2 protein-coding genes are annotated in these 3,785 nt (G+C 35.9%); both read left to right on the forward strand.

Annotated features, from left to right (window positions below):
* Positions 1 to 233: 233 nt before the first annotated feature.
* Positions 234 to 2,423, forward strand: coding sequence for a glutamine synthetase III family protein (locus B0A66_RS15180; protein ID WP_089050708.1), 2,190 nt, complete (start codon positions 234 to 236; stop codon positions 2,421 to 2,423).
* Between the two features lie 133 nt (positions 2,424 to 2,556).
* Entirely contained in the window at positions 2,557 to 3,735 is a 1,179-nt protein-coding gene (locus B0A66_RS15185; protein WP_089050709.1) for an AIR synthase related protein, read from the forward strand.
* Positions 3,736 to 3,785 lie beyond the last annotated feature (50 nt).

Consider the following 3,785-nt stretch of genomic DNA (forward strand, 5'->3'; position numbering starts at 1 on the left):
TTTTTGAATTTTTTTATTGACAAATTATGAAAAATTGTTTATTTAATCAATAATCCTGTCGTATTTTGTTATATTTCTGCTTTTGCAATTCATTATTCTTCAAAAAATGCCTCTTATATTGAAAAATCATCGAACGAAATTTGAAACTTTCTCTTTCAAAAAGGCTTTTAATTTGTTTATATTTGTTACTCATTTTTAATGAAAGCTTAATATAAATTTTTAAAATTATACCCATGTCAACATTACGTTTTCAAGCCTTAAAAGAAGCTTCTACAAGAAAGCCGGTGCATTTTGAAGAGATTGATAGAAAATCTAAAATTTTTGGATCAAACGTGTTCAATGAAAAAGCAATGAAGCAATATTTAACTTCGGATGCTTTAAAAGGAGTTAGAGATGCTATTCAGCACGGGACTAAAATAGACAGAAAATTGGCAGACTATATTGCCATGGGAATGAAAGAATGGGCACTTGCCAAAGGTGTTACACATTACACACACTGGTTTCAGCCACTTACAGGAACAACTGCAGAAAAGCACGATGCTTTTTTTGATATTTCTTATGATGGCAGCGATCCGGTAGAAAAATTTGGTGGAGCGCAATTAGTACAACAAGAACCGGATGCATCAAGTTTTCCTAATGGCGGAATCAGAAATACATTCGAAGCCAGAGGTTACACCGCTTGGGATCCAACTTCGCCAGCCTTTATTTACGGAACAACATTATGTATTCCAACTGTGTTTATCGCATATACAGGAGAAGCATTAGACAATAAAATTCCATTACTTAGAGCATTATCCGCTATGGATGAAGCAGCTACAGAAGTATGCCGATATTTTGATAAAAATGTCAAAAAAGTAACAGCAACTTTAGGATGGGAGCAGGAATACTTTTTAATAGACAAAGCTTTGGCTAATTCCCGTCCCGATTTGATGATGACAGGAAGAACCTTATTAGGACATACTTCTGCAAAAGGACAACAATTAGACGATCATTACTTTGGTTCTATTCCAACCCGCGCCTTAACGTATATGCGAGATTTAGAGCAGGAATGTATGTTGTTAGGGATTCCCGTAAAAACACGTCACAACGAAGTAGCGCCAAATCAGTTTGAGCTGGCACCAATATTTGAAGAAACCAATCTTGCTGTAGACCATAATTCATTATTAATGGACGTGATGCAAAGAGTAGCAGAGCGACATGATTTTAAAGTGCTGTTTCATGAAAAGCCATTCAAAGGTGTAAATGGTTCAGGAAAGCACAATAACTGGTCATTGGCAACAGACACAGGAGTTAATTTATTAAGTCCAAGCAAAACGCCAATGAGCAATTTACAATTCTTAACCTTCTTTATTAATACTATTAAAGCGGTTAACGATTATGAAACCTTATTAAGAGCATCAATCGCTACAGCAAGTAACGATCACAGGTTAGGAGCAAACGAAGCACCGCCCGCAATTATTTCTGTATTTATAGGAGCACAATTAAGCAAAGTTTTATCAGAGTTAGAAAGCGTAACAACCGGAAAACTATCTCCTGAGGAAAAAACAGATTTAAAACTAAATGTAGTCGGAAAAATTCCAGACGTACTTTTAGATAATACTGACAGAAACAGAACATCGCCTTTTGCCTTTACCGGAAATAAATTTGAGTTTAGAGCTGTGGGTTCAAATGCCAATTGTTCCAATGCAATGACGACCTTAAACGCTATTGTAGCCAAACAACTAAAAGATTTCAAAGTAGAAGTAGATCATTTAATAGATTCTAAAGACATGAAAAAAGATGATGCCATCTTTAATGTTTTAAGAGAATACATCAAACAGTCTAAGAAAATACTTTTTGAAGGAGACGGATACAGCGAAGCTTGGGAAAAAGAAGCAGCTAAGAGAGGTTTAAGTAATTTTAAAACGACTCCGGAAGCGATAAAAGCGAAGGTTTCTAAACAAGCACTGGATTTATTTTCTGAATTAGGAATTTTGAATCATGTAGAAGCAGAAGCGCGCTACGAAATAGAATTAGAAGAATACACCAAGAAAATTCAGATCGAAGGAAGGGTTTTAGGAGACATCGCAAGAAATCATGTGATTCCAACCGCTATTCGTTATCAGAATACTTTAATAGAAAACGTAAAAGGATTAAAAGAAATCTTCGGAAAAGAATTTGAAACCATTGCAAAAGAGCAAATAGTATTGATTAAAGAAATTTCAGGTCATATAGAAGGAATCAATTCTAAAGTTTTAGCAATGACGGATGAACGCAGAACAGCCAATCATCTGACAGATGCTCAAAAAATGGCAGAAGCGTATTGTAATAAAGTAAAACCGTACTTCGAAGATATTCGAAATCACTGCGATAAACTGGAATTATTAGTAGACGACGAAAGCTGGACATTAACAAAATACAGAGAATTGTTGTTTACAAAGTAATTGTTGACTTAAAAATAGAATCAAAGCCTGTCTTGAAAAAAAGACAGGCTTTTTTTGTGAATCAATAATCGATTCAATCAAAGAATTAAAAAAACTGGTTATCTTTGCACCACATCAACACAAACTAATTTTCATGAGTTCAGATTCTAGCAAAAGGTACGCACAAAGAGGTGTTTCGGCATCAAAAGAAGACGTACACAACGCCATAAAAAATATTGACAAAGGTTTATTTCCTCAAGCATTTTGCAAAATTGTCCCTGATTATTTAACTCAGGATAACGAGCATTGTTTAATTATGCATGCAGACGGAGCCGGTACAAAATCGTCTTTAGCCTACATGTATTGGAAAGAAACAGGCGATATTTCAGTTTGGAAAGGAATCGCGCAAGACGCCCTAATCATGAACATCGATGATTTATTATGTGTTGGAGCGACTGATAATATTTTACTTTCTTCAACTATTGGAAGAAATAAAAATCTAATTCCGGCAGAAGTAATCTCGGCAATCATCAACGGAACAGAAGAGTTAATAAACGAACTAAAATCCTTTGGCGTAACGATTCACTCAACGGGAGGAGAAACGGCAGATGTAGGCGATGTTGTTCGTACCATTATAGTAGATTCTACCGTAACAGCTCGTATGAAACGCAGCGATGTAGTAGATAATGCTAATATTAAAGCAGGAGACGTAATTGTTGGTTTGGCTTCTTTTGGTCAGGCAACTTACGAAAAAAGTTATAATGGCGGAATGGGAAGCAATGGCTTAACTTCTGCACGTCATGACGTTTTCGGAAAATACCTTGCTACAAAATACCCTGAAAGTTACGATGCAGCCGTTCCTGAGGAATTGATCTATTCAGGACAGGTAAACCTAACAGATGCTGTAGAAAACAGTCCAATAAATGCAGGTCAGCTGGTACTTTCGCCAACAAGAACGTATGCGCCAATTATCAAGAAAATTTTAGACACCTACACACCAAACGATATTCATGGAATGGTACATTGTAGTGGAGGAGCACAAACTAAAATTTTACATTTCGTAAATGATTTACATATTATAAAAGACAATCTATTTCCGGTTCCACCATTGTTCCAACTTATTCAGGAGCAATCAAAAACAGATTGGAAAGAAATGTATCAGGTTTTCAACTGTGGTCACAGAATGGAAATTTACGTTCCTGAAAATATTGCTCAGGATATTATCGCAATTTCAAAATCATTCAATGTCGATGCGCAAATCGTAGGTAGAGTTGAAGAAGCTCCGGCTAAAAAATTGACCATCACGAGCGAATACGGAACATTCGAATATTAATTTTTTGAGCTGCAAAGTTACAAAGATTCGCGTAGAGACGCACGGCAGTG

Source organism: Flavobacterium hercynium, assembly GCF_002217285.1.
GTDB lineage: Bacteria > Bacteroidota > Bacteroidia > Flavobacteriales > Flavobacteriaceae > Flavobacterium > Flavobacterium hercynium.